Source organism: Streptococcus sp. SM3 (genome assembly GCF_027497875.1).
In genome coordinates this window covers 1-17,548 of record NZ_JAJNSA010000025.1, presented here as the reverse complement: position 1 = coordinate 17,548, position 17,548 = coordinate 1, and the positions used below count along the sequence as shown (strand labels likewise).

The 17,548-nt window shown below is 42.0% G+C and carries 18 protein-coding genes; 12 read left to right on the top strand and 6 right to left on the bottom strand.

Annotation, left to right across the window (positions count from 1 at the left end; translation table 11 throughout):
* Positions 1-72 precede the first annotated feature (72 nt).
* Genes PAN06_RS05855 through PAN06_RS05835 form a run of 5 tightly spaced genes read right to left on the bottom strand, consistent with a single transcriptional unit; the run spans position 73 to position 2,240 of the window.
* Entirely contained in the window at positions 73-549 is a 477-nt protein-coding gene (locus tag PAN06_RS05855) for a glutathione peroxidase (protein ID WP_269795843.1), read from the bottom strand.
* Positions 546-1,124 (bottom strand): DUF3278 domain-containing protein, encoded by a 579-nt coding sequence (locus PAN06_RS05850; protein WP_269795842.1) that lies wholly within the window; start codon positions 1,122-1,124, stop codon positions 546-548. Before PAN06_RS05850 ends, PAN06_RS05855 begins: the two co-directional genes overlap by 4 nt.
* Before the next feature lie 26 nt (positions 1,125-1,150).
* Positions 1,151-1,477 carry a hypothetical protein gene (locus PAN06_RS05845; RefSeq protein WP_269795841.1) on the bottom strand — a complete coding sequence of 109 codons (327 nt, stop codon included), beginning with the start codon at positions 1,475-1,477 and terminating at the stop codon, positions 1,151-1,153.
* A gap of 10 nt (positions 1,478-1,487) precedes the next feature.
* On the bottom strand, positions 1,488-2,030 hold the full coding sequence (locus PAN06_RS05840; protein ID WP_050256695.1) for a DUF3278 domain-containing protein: 543 nt from the start codon (positions 2,028-2,030) through the stop codon (positions 1,488-1,490).
* 15 nt (positions 2,031-2,045) lie between these two features.
* Positions 2,046-2,240, bottom strand: coding sequence for a helix-turn-helix transcriptional regulator (locus tag PAN06_RS05835; protein ID WP_001082472.1), 195 nt, complete (start codon positions 2,238-2,240; stop codon positions 2,046-2,048).
* A gap of 165 nt (positions 2,241-2,405) precedes the next feature.
* Between PAN06_RS05835 and rsmH the strand changes: the two genes are divergently transcribed.
* From rsmH to mraY, 4 genes are read left to right on the top strand one after another with little or no spacing between them, the layout of a single operon-like run.
* Positions 2,406-3,356 (top strand): 16S rRNA (cytosine(1402)-N(4))-methyltransferase RsmH, encoded by a 951-nt coding sequence (rsmH, locus tag PAN06_RS05830; RefSeq protein WP_049510477.1) that lies wholly within the window; start codon positions 2,406-2,408, stop codon positions 3,354-3,356.
* A 9-nt stretch (positions 3,357-3,365) separates the two neighbouring features.
* Positions 3,366-3,683, top strand: coding sequence for a cell division protein FtsL (ftsL, locus tag PAN06_RS05825; protein ID WP_000227824.1), 318 nt, complete (start codon positions 3,366-3,368; stop codon positions 3,681-3,683).
* A 3-nt stretch (positions 3,684-3,686) separates the two neighbouring features.
* Positions 3,687-5,939, top strand: a complete 2,253-nt coding sequence (pbp2X, locus tag PAN06_RS05820) for a penicillin-binding protein PBP2X (RefSeq protein ID WP_269795840.1) — start codon at positions 3,687-3,689, stop codon at positions 5,937-5,939.
* Position 5,940: 1 nt separating this feature from the next.
* On the top strand, positions 5,941-6,921 hold the full coding sequence (mraY, locus tag PAN06_RS05815) for a phospho-N-acetylmuramoyl-pentapeptide-transferase (RefSeq protein ID WP_269795839.1): 981 nt from the start codon (positions 5,941-5,943) through the stop codon (positions 6,919-6,921).
* 53 nt (positions 6,922-6,974) lie between these two features.
* On the opposite strand, the gene PAN06_RS05810 is transcribed toward mraY, so the two are convergent.
* Positions 6,975-12,248 (bottom strand): SIALI-17 repeat-containing surface protein, encoded by a 5,274-nt coding sequence (locus PAN06_RS05810; protein WP_269795838.1) that lies wholly within the window; start codon positions 12,246-12,248, stop codon positions 6,975-6,977.
* Positions 12,249-12,576: 328 nt separating this feature from the next.
* Between PAN06_RS05810 and PAN06_RS05805 the strand changes: the two genes are divergently transcribed.
* From PAN06_RS05805 to PAN06_RS05770, 8 genes are all read left to right on the top strand, one after another.
* On the top strand, positions 12,577-12,825 hold the full coding sequence (locus PAN06_RS05805) for a YneF family protein (protein WP_153224010.1): 249 nt from the start codon (positions 12,577-12,579) through the stop codon (positions 12,823-12,825).
* A 201-nt stretch (positions 12,826-13,026) separates the two neighbouring features.
* Positions 13,027-13,821 carry a glutamate racemase gene (racE, locus tag PAN06_RS05800; protein WP_033684754.1) on the top strand — a complete coding sequence of 265 codons (795 nt, stop codon included), beginning with the start codon at positions 13,027-13,029 and terminating at the stop codon, positions 13,819-13,821.
* Positions 13,818-14,789 carry a nucleoside-triphosphate diphosphatase gene (locus PAN06_RS05795; RefSeq protein WP_269795837.1) on the top strand — a complete coding sequence of 324 codons (972 nt, stop codon included), beginning with the start codon at positions 13,818-13,820 and terminating at the stop codon, positions 14,787-14,789. The genes racE and PAN06_RS05795 overlap by 4 nt, the downstream gene beginning before the upstream one ends.
* A complete protein-coding gene (locus tag PAN06_RS05790) occupies positions 14,765-15,286 on the top strand; it encodes a metallophosphoesterase (protein WP_269795836.1) in 522 nt (173 codons plus the stop codon). Before PAN06_RS05795 ends, PAN06_RS05790 begins: the two co-directional genes overlap by 25 nt.
* On the top strand, positions 15,283-15,744 hold the full coding sequence (cbpB, locus tag PAN06_RS05785; RefSeq protein WP_261054280.1) for a cyclic-di-AMP-binding protein CbpB: 462 nt from the start codon (positions 15,283-15,285) through the stop codon (positions 15,742-15,744). The genes PAN06_RS05790 and cbpB overlap by 4 nt, the downstream gene beginning before the upstream one ends.
* Positions 15,741-16,475 (top strand): site-specific tyrosine recombinase XerD, encoded by a 735-nt coding sequence (gene xerD, locus PAN06_RS05780; protein WP_346732051.1) that lies wholly within the window; start codon positions 15,741-15,743, stop codon positions 16,473-16,475. Before cbpB ends, xerD begins: the two co-directional genes overlap by 4 nt.
* Entirely contained in the window at positions 16,475-17,203 is a 729-nt protein-coding gene (locus PAN06_RS05775) for a segregation/condensation protein A (RefSeq protein ID WP_049493670.1), read from the top strand. The genes xerD and PAN06_RS05775 overlap by 1 nt, the downstream gene beginning before the upstream one ends.
* Before the next feature lie 18 nt (positions 17,204-17,221).
* Positions 17,222-17,548, top strand: a 327-nt coding sequence (locus tag PAN06_RS05770; RefSeq protein WP_269795834.1) for an SMC-Scp complex subunit ScpB, incomplete at its 3' end; no start/stop codon positions are given.

Genomic DNA, 17,548 nt, shown 5'->3' with positions numbered 1-17,548 from the left:
CTTTCACTTTTTAAAGAAAAAAATACATCCTTTCAAGAATTAAACTGAATGAAAGAATGTATTCAAAAAAAGTCAGAGTAATTTTTGTATCGCCTCTTCAATTTGTTTAGGGTCTGTTTTTGAAGAGAAGCGTTCAAAGACATGCCCATCACGATCGATGAGAAACTTAGCGAAATTCCATTCGACTCGTTTTCCCAGCGGGCCAGATTTTTGTTCTTTCAACCAAACATAGAGGGGATCTGTCTCCTTGCCGTTGACTTTGATCTTGGCAAAACGTGGGAAGCTGGTCTGGTAATGTAGGCTACAGAAGCTGTTGATTTCCTCTGGGCTACCTGGTGCTTGTCCCATAAACTGATTGCAAGGGAAGTCTAAAATCTCAAAACCTTGTTCTTGATAGCGATCATAGAGTTCTTGAAGTCCTTGGTACTGGGGCGTTAAACCACATCCAGTAGCAGTGTTGACAACCAAGAGAACCTTACCACGATAGGTCTCTAGTGGAGTTTCTTGATGGTCTTGGTTCAAGACTGAAAAATCGTATAGTGAAGTCATTGCTTGCTTTTCTCCTTCTGTTTGGTATTTTTAGGAGTTTTCTCCTCCTGTAATGATAGAAATCCGTAGGTCAGGGTTCCGAAAATACTTCCGATAATCAGGCCATACATCAGGAAAGGACCACTTTTATCGAATTGCATGAGCAACTTCATAAAATCTGAAAGGGACATCTGCTGAACGAAGACTTTATGAAAGATGAGTAAGGTAAAGAAGCCAATCTGAATACCGATAAACACAATCCAACTCCTAAATTTGATTTGGGTTTTGCTGTAGGTTTTGAGGATGATTTCTGATTTGTCATCCTTTTCAAGATGAAGCTCTTGGACGGCTTTTTGAGCTTTTATACTCATGAACAAAATGAGTCCAAAATAGATGTAGGGCATAACATTTCGAACAATTTCTATAAAGCTTCCGAACAAAATATAGAATAGGAAGAGAATGAAGGAAGAGTAAAAGATTTGGATCATGGAACGGGCGCAGGCTTTGTAGATAATCTCTTGTCGGCATTCATCAAAAGGGCCTTGGATGCGAAAGAAATTTCGAAGTAAGCGAGTTGTTAAGTCTTCTTTTTTCATGGGTGATTTCTCCTAAATGAACGATGTTATTTTGTTTCTTTTACGAATTGATAGAGATAATAAAGATAAGTAATAGAAGAAAGGATAGCGATAGTGAACAGTAAATAATATTTCCAACCGCTTGAGATGAGCATCAGTTGTGGAAAAGATAGAATTATAAAGTATAGTGCTAAGTTGAGTATGCGCGTTTTTGGAGAGTCAATCTTTAGATAATTCAGTCCTTTGTTAAGTGCTGGAACAAAGACTAGCACGAGGAATATCTCGCTGATTGGCAAGTTCCCTGAAACGATGATGAAGATGAACAGAGAACTGAACAAAAGATGATAGGTAAGTAAAGTTAGTAATGATTTCATAGGGCACCTCCTAATCCTCATCTTGATCTTTCTTAGCTTTTTCAATGCGACGGGAGATGATAATTTGTATAATCACTCCGAAGAAGAAAGAATGGAGAATACTTGAAAAAATATTTTTAAAAGTGAGAAGAGACTGAAGATAGTCCTGGCTCTCACCTAGCAGTATATGGAGAAGAGGTGTTATAAAAAATATCAATAGACCAACAAACAAACCCGCTTTCAGACCAGGGTAGTGTAGTTGCTTACTTTCTTTCTCGCTCAGCATATCTGGATCAATAGCTGTGATGCCTGTTTTTTTGGTTTGGGAGAGCACATAGAGAGAAGAAATCATGGAAATCATAAAGACAATGATTGGATAGCCGATAGCGACAATTTGCGGGTATTTATAAGCGAGGACGAAGGGGATGAGATTCCCAAACGTCATCAGATAAAAGAGGATGATAAAGACTTGATTGCCAATACGATCAGCCTCGCGTCGTTTGTGTTCGTCGAGAGGGCCAGAAATTCCGTATATGCGTTTGATGAGTTTTTCAGTGAAGGTTTCTTTTTTCATAAGTTTGCTCCTTTTTTAAAAATCTTCCTCCCAAAAGAGACTGTTGAGGTCAGTTTGGAGACTGCGGGCGAGATTGAGACAGAGTTCCAGAGTTGGGTTGTACTTGTCGTTCTCAATCATATTGATGGTTTGTCTCGAGACACCGATATCCTTGGCTAGTTCGAGCTGGGAAATACCTAGTTCCTTGCGAAATTCTTTCACACGATTCATCTGGACTCCTTTCTAATTTGTGTCGTATATATTTGACTATATTATATTCTTCTATGAAATAGATGTCAAGCATATTTGACATATTTCTTAAAGAAATCTTACTTTTCTTGACCTATTTGCCTGACTAGTGCAAGCTGGTCGGATTTGTGGTAAAATAGATAGGATATGACAAAAGAATTTCATCATGTAACGGTCTTACTCCACGAAACGATTGATATGCTTGATGTGAAACCTGACGGTGTTTACGTTGATGCGACCTTGGGTGGAGCAGGCCATAGCGAATATTTATTAAGTAAATTAAGTGAAAAAGGCCATCTCTATGCCTTTGACCAGGACCAGAATGCCATTGACAATGCGCAAAAACGTTTGGCACCTTACATTGAAAAGGGGATGGTGACTTTTATAAAGGATAACTTCCGTCATTTACAGGCACGTTTGCGCGAAGCTGGTGTTCAGGAAATTGATGGAATTTGTTATGACTTGGGAGTGTCTAGTCCTCAATTGGACCAGCGTGAGCGTGGTTTTTCTTATAAAAAGGATGCGCCACTGGACATGCGGATGAATCAGGAAGCTAGTCTGACAGCCTATGAAGTGGTGAATCACTATGACTATCATGACTTGGTTCGTATTTTCTTCAAGTATGGTGAGGATAAGTTTTCTAAACAGATTGCGCGTAAGATTGAACAAGCACGTGAAGTCAAGCCAATCGAGACAACGACTGAGTTGGCAGAGATCATCAAGTCGGCCAAACCTGCCAAGGAGCTCAAGAAGAAGGGCCATCCTGCCAAGCAGATCTTCCAGGCTATTCGGATTGAAGTCAATGATGAACTGGGAGCAGCAGATGAATCCATCCAGCAGGCTATGGAGATGTTGGCTCTAGATGGTAGAATCTCAGTGATTACCTTCCATTCACTAGAAGACCGCTTGACCAAGCAATTGTTCAAGGAAGCTTCAACGGTTGAAGTTCCAAAAGGTTTGCCTTTCATCCCAGATGATCTCAAGCCTAAGATGGAATTGGTGTCCCGTAAGCCAATCTTGCCAAGTGCAGAAGAATTAGAAGCCAATAACCGCTCGCACTCAGCTAAGTTGCGCGTGGCCAGAAAAATTCACAAGTAAGAGGAAAAAATGGTAGATAAGAAAGAAACAACCAGTCAATTCTTGCAGAATCGTATAAAAAAATTCTCACGTGTGGAGAAGGCTTTTTATCTTTCCATCGCTTTTACGGCTCTCGTTTTAGCAGTGAGCATTATCTTTATGCAGACACGGCTCTTGCAAGTGCAAAGTGATTTGACAAAAATCAATGCGCAGATAGAGGAGAAGAAGACAGAGCTGGATGATGCTAAGCAGGAAGTGAATGAATTGATTCGTTCCGAGCGCTTGAAAGAAATTGCAGATAAAAAAGATTTGAAATTGAATAATGAAAATATCCGAACAGCGGAGTAAGATATGAAATGGACAGAAAAAATAACCCGATTTGCGATAAAAAATCGTAAATCTCCAGCAAAAAACCGTAGGATAGTTGGCAAGTACCTCAGCTTTTTAGCTGTTGCCCTTTTCGGCCTCTTTTTGGCCAATTTTGCTTATATTATTGCAAAAGGTAATATATTTGGTACTGACTTGGTAAAAGAGGCTAAAAAGGTTCACCAAACAACCCGAACAGTTCCTGCCAAACGCGGGACTATCTATGACCGAAATGGAGTGCCTATTGCTGAAGATGCGACTTCCTATAACGTCTATGCTGTTATTGATAAAAAATACAAGTCAGCAACTGGAAAAATTCTTTATGTAGAGGATTCGCAGTTTAATAAGGTAGCTGAAGTCTTCCATAAGTATTTAGACATGGATGAAGCTTATGTGAAAGAGCAATTAGCTCAACCAAATCTGACCCAAGTTTCCTTTGGTGCAAAAGGAAATGGGATTACATATGCCAATATGATGGCTATTAAAAAAGATTTAAAAGATGCTAGTGTGGAAGGGATTGACTTTACAACTAGCCCTAACAGAAGCTACCCAAATGGACAATTTGCTTCTAGCTTTATTGGCTTAGCCCAACTTCATGAAAATGAGGATGGTAGTAAGAGTTTGTTAGGGACTTCTGGTTTGGAGAGTTCTTTAAATACCATTCTTGCTGGGACAGACGGTATTATTACCTATGAAAAAGACCGTGTAGGAAATATCGTACCAGGTACAGAACTGGTATCGCAACAAACTGTGGATGGCAAGGATGTTTATACAACATTGTCTAGTCCGCTACAATCTTTCATGGAAACTCAGATGGATGCCTTTCTAGAAAAAGTAAAAGGTAAGTATATGACCGCGACCTTGGTCAGTGCAAAGACCGGTGAAATTCTCGCTACCACCCAACGACCTACCTTTAATGCAGATACTAAAGAAGGAATCACTGAGGACTTTGTTTGGCGTGACATTCTTTATCAAAGTAACTATGAACCAGGGTCAGCCATGAAGGTCATGACGCTTGCTGCTGCTATTGATAATAATACCTTCCCAAGTGGAGAATACTTCAATAGCAGTGAATTTAAAATAGCGGATGCGACGACTCGAGATTGGGATGTTAATGATGGTTTGACTACTGGTGGGATGATGACTTTCTCACAAGGTTTCGCTCACTCCAGTAATGTTGGAATGAGTCTACTTGAACAAAAAATGGGAGATGCTACTTGGTTGGATTATCTAAACCGCTTTAAATTTGGGGTCCCAACTCGCTTTGGTTTGACAGATGAATACGCTGGTCAACTTCCAGCTGATAATATTGTCAGTATTGCTCAAAGCTCATTTGGGCAAGGGATTTCAGTAACACAAACACAAATGCTTCGTGCCTTTACAGCTATTGCTAATGATGGAGTTATGCTGGAGCCAAAATTTATAAGTGCTATTTATGATACTAACAATCAGTCTGTACGAAAGTCTCAAAAAGAGATTGTAGGAAAACCTGTATCTGAAGATGCAGCAAGCTTGACTCGTACTAACATGATATTAGTTGGGACGGACCCTCTATATGGAACTATGTATAATCACTACACAGGAAAGCCAATTATAACAGTTCCTGGACAAAATGTAGCAGTTAAATCCGGTACGGCTCAAATCGCTGATGAGAAAAATGGAGGATACTTGGTTGGTTCTACCAATTATATTTTCTCAGTTGTGACTATGAATCCTGCTGAAAATCCTGATTTTATCTTGTATGTAACGGTTCAACAGCCTGAGCATTATTCAGCTGCCCAGTTGGGAGAGTTTTCCAATCCAATCTTGGAGCGGGCTTCAGCGATGAAAGAATCTCTGAACCTTCAATCTCCAGCTAAGAATTTAGATCAAGTGACGACAGAATCTTCGTATGCAATGCCTAGCATCAAGGATATTTCACCTGGTGATTTGGCGGAAGCCTTACGTCGAAATATTGTGCAACCAATCGTTGTTGGTACTGGAACAAAGATTAAAGAGACTTCTGTAGAAGAAGGAAAAAATCTTGCACCAAACCAACAAGTTCTCCTTTTATCGGATAAGGTAGAAGAAATTCCAGATATGTATGGCTGGAAAAAAGAGACTGCTGAGGCCTTTGCTAAATGGTTGGATATTGAGCTAGAATTTGAAGGTTCAGGTTCCGTCGTCCAAAAGCAAGACGTTCGGACCAATACAGCTATCAAAAACATTAAAAAAATTAAATTAACTTTAGGAGACTAATATGTTTATTTCCATCAGTGCTGGAATTGTGACATTTTTACTAACTTTAGTAGGAATTCCGGCCTTTATCCAATTTTATAGAAAGGCGCAAATTACAGGCCAGCAGATGCATGAGGATGTCAAACAGCACCAGGCAAAAGCTGGGACTCCTACAATGGGGGGGCTTGTTTTCCTCATTGCTGCAGTTGTGGTGAGTTTCCTCGTCGCTCTTTTTTCAAAACAATTGACCAATAATGTTGGTATGGTTTTGTTTATTTTGGTCTTGTATGGTTTGGTTGGTTTTTTAGATGACTTCCTCAAGGTCTTCCGTAAAATCAATGAGGGCCTTAATCCCAAACAGAAATTGGCTCTTCAGCTGCTAGGTGGCGTCATTTTCTACCTTTTTTATGAGCGTGGGGGCGATATGCTCTCTGTCTTTGGCTACCAAGTGCATTTAGGGATTTTCTATATTATCTTCGCTCTTTTCTGGCTAGTCGGTTTTTCAAACGCAGTCAACTTGACAGATGGTATTGACGGTCTAGCTAGTATTTCCGTTGTGATTAGCTTGTCTGCCTATGGAGTTATTGCCTATGTGCAAGGTCAGATGGATATCCTTCTAGTGATTCTTGCCATGATTGGTGGTTTGCTTGGTTTCTTTGTCTTTAACCATAAGCCTGCTAAGGTCTTTATGGGAGATGTGGGAAGTTTGGCTTTAGGTGGAATGCTGGCAGCTATCTCTATGGCCCTCCACCAAGAATGGACTCTCTTGATTATAGGAATTGTTTATGTCTTTGAAACAACTTCGGTCATGATGCAAGTCAGCTATTTCAAAATGACTGGTGGTAAACGTATTTTCCGTATGACGCCTGTACATCACCATTTTGAGCTTGGAGGATTGTCTGGTAAAGGAAATCCTTGGAGCGAGTGGAAGGTTGACTTCTTCTTTTGGGGAGTGGGGCTTCTAGCAAGTCTTTTGACACTAGCCTTTTTATACCTACTGTAAAAAATAAATCAGGATGAAGCTTATCTTCATCCTGATTTTTGTGTGCTTAAAAGTTAGTTGGACTCATCCTTCTTACTCTTAAGTAGAAAAGTTGCTGTTAGGACTAGACTCAATCCTGACAAGAATAGTAGTGGATTGGATGTTTCACCAGTAGCTGGAAGTTGTTCTTTAGGAGAATGATTTGCCGATTGAACAAGGTCTGGACTAGATGAAACTTGCTTAGAGCTGTTGGCTAATGGTTTGATATCTGTTTCACTTGGTTTTTGATTTGCAGTAATTGATGCTCCATTAGCTCGATAAACGACTGCATAGGTGCTGAAATGACTAGTCGTAAATTCTGCCATTCCCTCGCGAATAGTAAAATCGAGTGCCTGTAACTCTTTTGATGGAGTTAGGTAGTAAACATTTTCGACAGCAGAGGAAATAGGCAAGCGAACCAAGACAGATCCTTTTGGTTGTAAACTCTGGTCTGTTGAATTTTTAAGGTGAAGATCGTAAGCATCATAGGTCTTACCAAATAGTTCTTGAGTTAATACGCGTCTACTAGAAATATGAGAAACTCCCTCTAATTCAGTTGCTCCTCCAATAATTTCAACTTTAGTCTTTTCATCCTTTAAGACACGAAGTTTATATTCAGGAACAGAAACGGTAGGCGGTTGTTCTTGTCCCGCTGTCCCGACAGGTTGAGTGTACTCAGGGATAGAAACAGTAGGCGGTTGTTCTAGTCCTGCTGTGCCGATAGGTTGAGTGTACTCAGGAATATTTACTACAGGCGGTTGTTCCTGTCCAGCCGTTCCGATAGGTTTAGTGTATTCAGGGATAGAAACAGTAGGTGGTTGTTCCTGTCCAGCCGTTCCGATAGGCTCAGTGTACTCAGGAATAGAAACGGTAGGTGGCTGTTCTTGTCCCGCTGTTCCGATAGGTTTAGTGTACTCAGGAATGTTTACTACAGGCGGTTGTTCCTGTCCGGCTGTACCTATAGGTTTAGTATACTCCGGAATATTTACTACAGGCGGTTGTTCCTGTCCAGCTGTACCGATAGGCTTAGTGTATTCAGGAATTTCTACAATAGGAGCAGGGTCATCTCCCTTGCTTGTAGTTGGTTGCTGATTCTCAACCTTCTTCTCATCCTTTTTGGTAAAGACAGCTACTACAGGACTGCTTGTTGTATTTCCCTGGATAGAATAAGCTTCTATCGCATTTCCAATTTTTCGATTGGTTTCGTCAGGGATAGGGATTTGTACCTGATTATCTTGAATTGATAAGACAGTCTGATCTCCAGTCGTAACTAGATGATTATCGTCTATCCTGCGTAAAACGAGTGGATCTTTGATGCCTGGGAAGGTCACAGCGATGGCTTCCCAATCTCCAGCTGGAAGAGTTAAAGAGATGTTTTTATCCCCTTCCTTAAGTGGTGCGATACTTGGACTATCTATACCAACAGCAGGGGCTTTGATGATATCAAAGGAGTCTAGAGAGATTTTCTTGCGTCCTGCTGGTGAATTTGGATCAACTTTCAATGTCAAAATATGATTGCCATCGCTCAGATTAGTAAATTCTCCAATTAAGGTTGCCTTTTGGGTAGCGCCAGCAGTGTAGAAGTCTAGACTTGGCATTTCTTTGCCATCTAGTGTCACGAGAGCTTTTCCGAGAGCGGATGTTTTAAGTCCGTAAATTCGAATACCTGTTCCAGTAAATGGAATGGTTGCTTGAGCTTCTGAAGCGGTACTTGGGTCGGCGTTATTGATGTCCGCATATTTTTCTGTGCTCTTATATAATTCAGTATCGCTCCAATCTTTGAATTGAGATCCGTATTGAATGCGAGAGTCACGGTCATCCATTTTTTCAATGGTTGTTCCCTGTCCCGGTAAAACTTTAAAGTAGTCTAAGGAGATTTTGGAACGTTCACTGCCACGGTGTTTATGCTCTTGTTTTACAGTGATAGTCATCACATGAGCACCATCTGACAATCCTGTGAAGCGACCGATAAGGCTACCTTTTTCAGTTGCACCTGCAGTATAGAAGTCCAGTTCACCGACTAATTTACCATCGATTTTGACTTCAGCGATTCCCAATTGAGATGATTTGAGACCATAGATTTCAATGCCAACACCATTGAAATCTATGGTTGCTGTCGCATCTTTATCTGTATAGTTACCTAGTGAAAGATCGGCAAACTTCTCTGTCCCTCCAAATAATTCTGAGTCTGCCCAGTTTCCAAATGCAGAACCGTATTGGATTCGGCTATCACGGTCATCCATCAACTGGTTATAGGTTTCGATATTGGCCTTTTCGGATACCTGTGTAGAAACATTACCCAGCATAGCCTTAACAGTATAAGTGTAGGCGAGTTGAGGGTCGAGCGAACGGTCGATAAAATGGGTTTGATTGGTCACAAATTCTCTGCTTGCAGAGGTTTGGCCGGATTCGTCTTTCACTTGTCTTTGGATAACATAGTGGGTAGCGCCTTCTACTTGGTTGAAGGTAAGTTCGGCAGTGACGCTATTTTGTCTAACTGCTGTCAGACTGGTTACACGACCAGGGAAATGTTCAAAGGTAATGACATCACCTTTTTGTGTTGCCAGTTGAATGCGGCCATCTTTCAGAACAGTTGCTTTGACAGATTTACCATTAACCTTAACCTGACTGGCTTCGATATTTGGATAATCTACAACTAGGTCTCCACCGACATTTGACAGGAAGGACAAGCTTTGCAGGTTTTTATCTTTCCACTTCATGCTGACTTCAAAGTTACCACGAGCAACCAGACCAGAAACCTGACCGTCTTTCCAAGCATCTGGAAGGGCTGGCAATGGTGCAATGTAGCCAGTGTGTGATTGAAGAAGCATTTCTGCAATTCCACTGGTTGCTCCAAAGTTTCCATCGATTTGGAAAGGTGCGTGCGTATCCCAAAGGTTTTCTAGGGTTGAATATTTGAGCTGTTCAGCGAGCAAGCGATGGGCACGGTTACCGTCTAAGAGACGAGCCCAGAGGTTGATTTTATTGGCCTTAGACCAACCAGTACCACCATCTCCACGGTGGTTGAGGGTAGCACGCGCAGCTTCTAGGTATTCAGCTTGATCTTTGCTAAAGAGCGTACCTGGGAAGAGACCAACTAGATGGGAAACGTGACGGTGGTTGTTTTCAATGCCTTCATTAGTGAATTGTGGGCTGTCTTCTTCGTACCATTCCTTGATACGTCCTTCTTTGTTAATGTGAAGTGGTTTTAGTTTGTCAAATTTAGCCTTGACCTCTGTAACTAAGTCTTTGTCGACATTCAGATGGTTGGCGACTTCCATGTAGTCATGGAATAGCTGCCAGACTAGTGATTGGTCAAAGGTATTTCCAATGGTAATGGTACCGTGTTCAGGTGAATAGGATGGAGAAGATACCCAACGGTCGCTGGCCTGGTCATAGTGCAAGAAGGAATTCCAGAACTTAGCTGTTTCCTTGAGCATTGGATAAATCTTTTCTTTTAGATAAGTTTCATCCTTTGTGAATTTATAGTAGTCATAGACGTTCTGCATCATCCAGGCATTAGCTGCTGGAGACCAGCCCCAGTAGTAATTCCAACCAGGAGTAGTCCAGCCAAATGGTGTCGCCTGGGTATGAACCAGCCAGCCATTTTCTTGTCCATCTTTGGATTCGATACCGGCGTATTCCTTAGCAGCGATACGGCCATAGTAACGCATATCGTCAATGTAATTGATCATTGGCTTGGCTGTTTCAGCTAGATTGCTCATGTAGGCTGGCCAATAGTTCATTTGCAAATTGACATTGAGGTGGTAGTCAGCGTTCCAAGGTGGATTGTCTACGGCGTTCCAGACTCCTTGTAGGTTGGCAGGAAGGGCATCTGTCCGATCGCGAGATGAACTAATCAATAAATAACGTCCGTATTGGAAGAAGAGTTCTTCCAGTTTTTGCCCTTTGCTAGGGTTATAGGTCTGAAGGGCCTCTTTTGTCGTTTGAGCAGCATTGCTTCCACCTAGGTTTAGTTTGACGCGGTTAAAGAGACTTTGATAGTCTTTGATATGGTTCTTTTTAAGTGTCTCGTAGTCTTTGCCCCTAGCTGCTTCTACAATGCCTTTAACTGTTTTTTCGAGGTCAATGTCTTTGCGATAGTTTGTTTTTGGATTCTGAGCAAAGTTAGTCTTGGCACTGAGTAAAAGCGTAGCGTAGCTAGCTCCTGTGATTGTTAAACTATCCTCATGGACAGTAACTTTTCCGTCCGTTTTAATTCCTAGATAGGATGCGAACTGGAGGCCATTATCTTTGACTGTACCTTTTAGTAGGATACCATTTGGGTCTGTCGTAACATGGCCACTCTTGTAGTTAGAATATTCCGCTGAGTAGTCTCCGTTAGCAAGTAAATCTTCTGTTAAGCTATTCCAAACTGTAAAATCAAGTTTTTTGTCCCCTTTTTGGGTCAAGTGGGTCACGGTGACATCATCAGGATAGCTGGAGAAGGTTTCACGTTTGAAGGTTGTCCTATCTTGGGTGTAAGAAGTTGTAGTAGTGGCTTCTGTGATATCCAAACCACGGTGATAGTCTGTAACTGTATCCAGCCCCTTTTTCTGGTTATTGAAGACCATGAAGATATCACCAAAGGCTAGATAACGTCCATACTGGGCGTTGTTTGGTCCAACTAGATTTTGTTCAGCTAATCGTTTGGCTTTTTGGCGATCTCCGTCTTCAAGAGCCTTACGAATTTCTGCTAAAATTTTATACCGTTCCTGATAGTTTCCTCCATTATAGTCGGTACTGTCGGGACGCGGTCCACCTGACCAAAGAGTTTTTTCGTTGTATTGGATTCTCTCCTCGCCGATGAGACCAAAAACCTTAGCACCCATTTCACCATTCCCAACTGGGAGGGCTTGTTTTTCCCAGCCATCATAGGAAGGAGCTGTTGGTCGATCATAGTTTAGCTGATAGTTGCTTTGTTCTGTCACAGGTAGTTCTTGTTTTTCGGTTTCCTTATTTTCATTAGGTTTTACAATAGCCTCAGTACTGGCTTGATTAGTTGTAGCAGAAGTAACATCAGCATTAGCGGGTTTACTTTCAGAAGAACTATTATTAGCTAGAACTGGTTTTGTATGATCAATTGGCACGTTTGGCTGTGTATGCTCAGTTGATTCACTTGCTTTCGTTATAGTGTCTGTCTTAACTGTAGTTTTCTCTAATGCAGGCTCGTTTTGCTTTACTTCAATAGTATCAGCAGAGACGGTATGACTAGCTAGAAAAACCGCTCCAAGCAAAACAGAGGCTGTGCCGACTGTTAGCTTTCGAATACTGTAGCGACAGGATTTCTCCCTCCAAATTTTTTCCATAGAAACCTCCTTCATTAATTAAAAGCGCTTTCATTTTTATGAAGCAAGCTCTTGTTTCTATATTGTCTTGTTAATCTAATTTTACCAGCTAATGAAGTGTTGTCAAGAGGATTAGAGAAGGATATATATTTGATATTGTTTTGTATTAAAAAAGTGGAGGAAACGAATGGTAAGAGAGTGTATTTTTTATATTATTTCTAGTTTTGACTAGAAAGATAAGCCAACTTTAATTACAGCCTACCCATCCCTGAAAGCGTAAAACAAACTAGTCAGGGTGACTAGTTTGTGGTATAATGAAAGAGACTCAAAAAGAAACAGGAGAAATATGATGGATTTACTTTTAGCAATTGTATTGATTGTGCTAGCTTTTCTAGGAGGAGCTCTTGGAGGAATGTACTTGGTTCGTAAGCAAATCGAAAAAGAATTCGCTGATAACCCACGTTTGAATGTTGAAGCAGTTCGTACTCTTTTGAGTGCAAATGGTCAAAAACCAAGCGAAGCTAAGGTACAACAAGTTTACCACCAAATCATCCGCCAACAAAAGGCAGCCCTTGCTAACAATAAAAAGAAAAAATAAATAAGGAAAAGTCTGGGATGAAAGTTCCAGACTTCTCACTATGTTGACTATGGTTTAGGGATGAGACTTTTTCCTTGCATTCTATTGATATTTGATTATGATTAAGAGAGATAGTTGTTGATTAGGCTGTCATTATTCAGTTCATAAGGAACGGTAATCATAATGAACTATCAATCAGAAAAAGAATAGAAAGAAGACTGTATGGATAATCGACCAATTGGTTTTTTGGATTCGGGTGTCGGGGGCTTGACCGTTGTGCGCGAGCTCATGCGCCAACTTCCCCATGAAGAAATCGTCTATATTGGAGATTCGGCACGGGCGCCTTACGGGCCCCGTCCTGCTGAGCAAATTCGTGAATATACTTGGCAGTTGGTCAACTTTCTCTTGACCAAGGATGTCAAAATGATTGTCATTGCTTGTAATACTGCGACTGCGGTCGTCTGGGAAGAAATCAAGGCTCAACTAGATATTCCTGTCCTAGGTGTGATTTTGCCAGGAGCTTCGGCAGCTATCAAGTCCAGTCAAGGTGGAAAAATCGGAGTCATTGGAACGCCCATGACAGTACAATCTGACATCTATCGTCAGAAAATCAACGATCTGGATCCAGACTTACAGGTGGAGAGTTTGGCCTGTCCCAAGTTTGCTCCCTTGGTGGAGTCGGGTGCCCTGTCAACCAGTGTCACTAAGAAAGTGGTCTATGAAACCCTACGTCCCTTGGTTGGAAAGGTAGATAGCCTGATTTTGGGCTGTACCCATTACCCACTGCTCAGACCTATTATTCAAAATGTCATGGGGCCCAAGGTTCAGCTCATTGATAGTGGGGCAGAGTGCGTACGGGATATATCAGTCTTACTTAATTATTTTGAAATCAATCGTGGTCGCGATGCTGGACCACTCCATCACCGTTTTTACACAACAGCCAGCAGCCAAAGTTTTGCACAAATTGGTGAAGAATGGCTGGAAAAAGAGATTCATGTGGAGCATGTAGAATTATGACAAATAAAATTTATGAATACAAGGATGACCAGGACTGGTATGTTGGGTCCTATGGTATTTTTGGTGGCGTCCGGACGTTGACGGATGATGACTTGGATTTTCCTCTATTGGAGTTTGCCCAAAGATTTCGAGATGAGGATCGAGGTTTTCCTGTTTCTGTTACTGTTTTACGCTATGGTTCTCTCTACCGTTTATTGTCTTTTGTGGTAGATATCCTCAACCAAGAAATGGGACGAAATGTGGAAGTCATCCAACGTCAGGGGGCTTTTCTCTTAGTTGAAAATGGGCAACTCCTGCATGTAGAATTGCCTAAAGAAGGTGTTGATGTAGAAGCATTCTTTGAGACAAACAAGGTCAGAGAAACCTTATTGATTGCGACTCGTAACGAAGGCAAGACCAAGGAATTTCGAGCAATCTTTGACAAGCTAGGCTACGATGTGGAAAATCTCAATGACTATCCTAACTTGCCTGAAGTAGCAGAAACAGGCATGACCTTTGAAGAAAATGCCCGCCTCAAGGCAGAAACCATTTCTCAATTAACGGGCAAGATGGTTTTGGCAGATGACTCAGGTCTCAAAGTCGATGTCCTTGGTGGCTTGCCAGGTGTCTGGTCAGCTCGTTTCGCAGGTGTGGGAGCTACTGACCGTGAAAACAATGCCAAACTCTTGCACGAATTGGCCATGGTCTTTGAACTCAAGGACCGCTCGGCTCAATTCCATACAACCCTAGTCGTGGCCAGTCCAAACAAGGAAAGCTTGGTTGTTGAAGCAGACTGGCCAGGCTACATTAACTTTGAACCTAAGGGTGAAAATGGATTTGGTTACGATCCTCTCTTCCTTGTAGGAGAGACAGGCAAGTCCTCAGCTGAATTAACCCTTGAAGAAAAAAATAGTCAATCTCACCGTGCCTTAGCCGTTAAGAAACTTTTGGAGGTATTTCCATCATGGCAAAGCAAACCATCATTGTAATGAGCGATTCCCATGGCGATAGCTTGATTGTGGAAGAAATCCGTGATCGCTATTTAGGCAAAGTTGACGCCGTTTTTCATAACGGCGATTCTGAACTGCGTCCTGATTCTCCCCTTTGGGAAGGCATCCGTGTTGTTAAAGGGAACATGGACTTCTACGCCGGCTACCCAGAACGTTTGGTGACTGAGCTTGGTTCGACCAAGATTATCCAAACCCATGGTCACTTGTTTGACATCAATTTCAACTTTCAAAAGTTGGACTACTGGGCTCAGGAAGAAGAGGCCGATATCTGCCTTTATGGTCACTTGCATGTGCCAAGCGCTTGGATGGAAGGCAAGACCCTCTTTCTAAATCCAGGCTCCATCAGTCAACCACGTGGTACCGTCAGAGAATGTCTCTATGCTCGTGTGGAGATTGATGACAGTTATTTTAAAGTGGACTTTTTGACACGAGCCCATGAGGTGTATCCAGGCTTGTCCAAGGAGTTTAGCCGATGATTGCCAAGGAGTTTGAAACTTTCTTGTTGGGGCAGGAGGAAACTTTTTTGACTCCTGCTGAAAATCTAGCCGTGTTGATTGATACCCACAATGCGGATCACGCGACCCTCTTGCTCAGTCAGATGACCTATACCCGTGTTCCTGTTGTGACAGATGAAAAACAGTTTGTTGGGACGATTGGGCTCAGAGATATTATGGCTTATCAGATGGAGCATGACTTGAGTCAAGAAATCATGGCAGATACGGATATCGTTCATATGACGAGAACGGACGTAGCGGTCGTCTCGCCTGATTTCACCATCACGGAGGTCTTGCACAAGCTGGTAGATGAGTCCTTCTTGCCGGTTGTGGATGCGTCTGGTGTTTTCCAAGGGATTATCACGCGCAAGTCTATCCTCAAGGCAGTGAATGCCCTCTTGCATGACTTTAGTAAGGAATATGAGATTCGATGCAAATGAGAGACAGGATTTCAGCCTTTTTAGAAGAAAAGCAGGGCTTATCTGCCAATTCCAAGCAGTCCTATAAGTATGATTTGGAGCAATTTTTAGACATAGTGGGCGAGCGGATTTCGGAGACCAGTCTCAAGATTTACAAAGCCCAGCTAGCTAATCTAAAGATCAGCGCCCAGAAGCGAAAGATTTCGGCTTGTAACCAATTTCTCTACTTTCTCTATCAAAAAGGAGAAGTGGATAACTTTTATCGTTTGGAATTAGCTAAACAAGCTGAAAAGAAGACCTCAAAACCAGAACTGTTAAGCCTAGACTCTTTTTGGCAGGAAAGTAATTATCCAGAGGGGCGTTTACTGGCTCTTCTTATCTTAGAATTGGGACTCTTGCCGAGCGAGATTTTGGCTCTCAAGGTTGCGGACATCAATCTGGATTTTCAGGTGTTGCGAATCAAGAAGGCTTCCCAACAGAGAATTGTCACCATTCCTACAACCTTGCTTTCAGAATTGGAACCCTTGATGGGCCAGACCTATCTCTTTGAAAGGGCAGGGAAAGCTTATTCTCGTCAGTGGGCCTTTCGTCAGTTAGAAGCTTTTGTCAAGGAGAAAGGTTTTACATCCTTATCAGCCCAAGCCCTACGGGAACAGTTCATTCTAAGACAAATAGAAAACAGGGTCGATTTGTACGAAATTGCAAAAAAATTAGGATTAAAAACAGTCTTGACCTTAGAAAAATATAGATAATGGATATTAAATTAAAAGATTTTGAAGGGCCTCTGGACTTGCTTTTGCACCTAGTTTCTAAGTACCAGATGGATATCTACGATGTGCCCATTACGGAAGTCATCGAACAGTATCTAGCCTATGTCTCAACTCTGCAGGCCATGCGTCTGGAAGTGACGGGGGAGTACATGGTTATGGCCAGTCAGCTCATGCTGATCAAGAGCCGCAAGCTCTTACCAAAGGTAGCGGAAGTGACAGATTTGGAAGATGACCTAGAGCAGGATCTTCTCTCTCAAATCGAAGAATACCGCAAGTTCAAGCTCTTGGGTGAGCACTTGGAAGCCAAGCACCAGGAACGGGCCCAGCACTATTCCAAAGCGCCGACAGAGTTGATTTACGAAGATGCGGAGCTTGTGCATGACAAGACAACCATTGACCTCTTTTTGGCTTTTTCAAATATCCTAGCCAAGAAAAAAGAAGAGTTTGCACAGAAGCACACGACTATCTTGCGGGATGAGTATAAGATTGAGGACATGATGGTCATCGTAAAAGAGTCCTTGACTGGACGAGATCAATTGCGCTTGCAGGATTTGTTTAAGGAAGCCCAGAATGTCCAAGAGGTCATTACCCTCTTTTTAGCAACCCTAGAGTTAATCAAAACACAGGAGCTGATCCTCGTGCAAGAGGAAAGTTTCGGAGATATTTATCTCATGGAAAAGAAGGAAGAAAGTCAAGTGGCCCAAAGCTAGACTTGATAGAGAGGAAAGATGAGTACTTTAGCAAAAATAGAAGCGCTCTTGTTTGTAGCGGGTGAAGATGGGATTAGAGTCCGCCAGTTAGCTGAACTCCTCTCTCTGCCACCGACAGGCATCCAACAGAGTTTAGAAAAATTATCTCAGAAGTATGAAAAGGACCCAGATTCCAGTTTGGCCCTGATTGAGACAGGGGGCGCTTATAGATTGGTGACCAAGCCTCAATTTTCAGAGATTTTGAAGGAATACTCTAAGGCGCCTATCAACCAGAGTTTATCTCGGGCTGCCCTTGAGACCTTGTCCATCATTGCCTACAAACAGCCCATCACACGGATAGAGATT